At 61.1% G+C, this 1,192-nt stretch carries 1 protein-coding gene; it reads right to left on the reverse strand.

What is annotated here, in order from left to right:
* Nucleotides 1-2: 2 nt before the first annotated feature.
* The coding region (gene tuf, locus WM40_RS27100) for an elongation factor Tu (protein ID WP_082103304.1) at nucleotides 3-1,192 on the reverse strand (1,190 nt) is incomplete at its 5' end.

Here is a 1,192-nt window from a genome sequence, read left to right on the forward strand (position 1 = left end):
CCTTACTTCGTGATGGTTGCCACGACGCCGGCACCGACGGTACGGCCGCCTTCGCGGATAGCGAAGCGCAAACCTTCTTCCATCGCGATCGGAGCGATCAACTTCACCGAAATCGACACGTTGTCGCCAGGCATGACCATCTCCTTGCCTTCCGGCAGCGAGATCGAGCCCGTCACGTCCGTCGTACGGAAGTAGAACTGCGGACGATAGTTGTTGAAGAACGGCGTATGACGACCGCCTTCATCCTTGCTCAGCACGTACACTTCCGCCGTGAAGTCCGTGTGCGGCTTGATCGAGCCCGGCTTCGCCAGCACTTGACCACGTTGCACGTCTTCACGCTTCGTACCACGCACCAGCACGCCTACGTTGTCCCCTGCCTGACCTTGGTCCAGCAGCTTGCGGAACATTTCAACGCCCGTCACCGTCGTCTTTTGCGTATCGCGCAGACCGACGATCTCCACTTCCTCGCCAACCTTGATGATCCCGCGCTCAACACGACCCGTCACCACCGTGCCGCGACCCGAGATCGAGAACACGTCTTCCACCGGCATCAGGAACGTACCGTCAACCGCACGCTCCGGCGTCGGGATGTACGTGTCCAGCGCTTCGGCCAATGCCATGATCGCCACTTCGCCCAGCTCGCCCGCATCGCCTTCCAGCGCCAGCTTCGCCGAACCCTTGATAATCGGCGTATCGTCGCCCGGGAAGTCGTACTTCGACAGCAACTCCCGCACTTCCATTTCCACCAGCTCCAGCAACTCAGCGTCGTCCACCATGTCCGCCTTGTTCAGGAACACGATGATGTACGGCACGCCAACCTGACGCGACAGCAGAATGTGCTCGCGCGTTTGCGGCATCGGGCCGTCCGCGGCCGAGCACACCAGGATCGCGCCGTCCATCTGCGCCGCACCCGTGATCATGTTCTTCACGTAGTCAGCGTGGCCCGGGCAATCAACGTGCGCGTAGTGCCGATTCGCCGTCTCATACTCAACGTGCGCCGTGTTGATCGTAATGCCACGTGCCTTCTCTTCCGGCGCCGCGTCGATCTGGTCGTACGCCTTCGCCTCACCGCCGAACTTCTTCGACAGAACCGTTGCAATCGCCGCCGTCAGCGTCGTCTTGCCGTGGTCAACGTGACCGATCGTGCCCACGTTCACGTGCGGCTTGGTACGTTCAAACTTGCCTTTAGCCA

This window comes from Robbsia andropogonis, assembly GCF_000970345.1.
Classification (GTDB): Bacteria; Pseudomonadota; Gammaproteobacteria; order Burkholderiales; family Burkholderiaceae; genus Robbsia; species Robbsia andropogonis.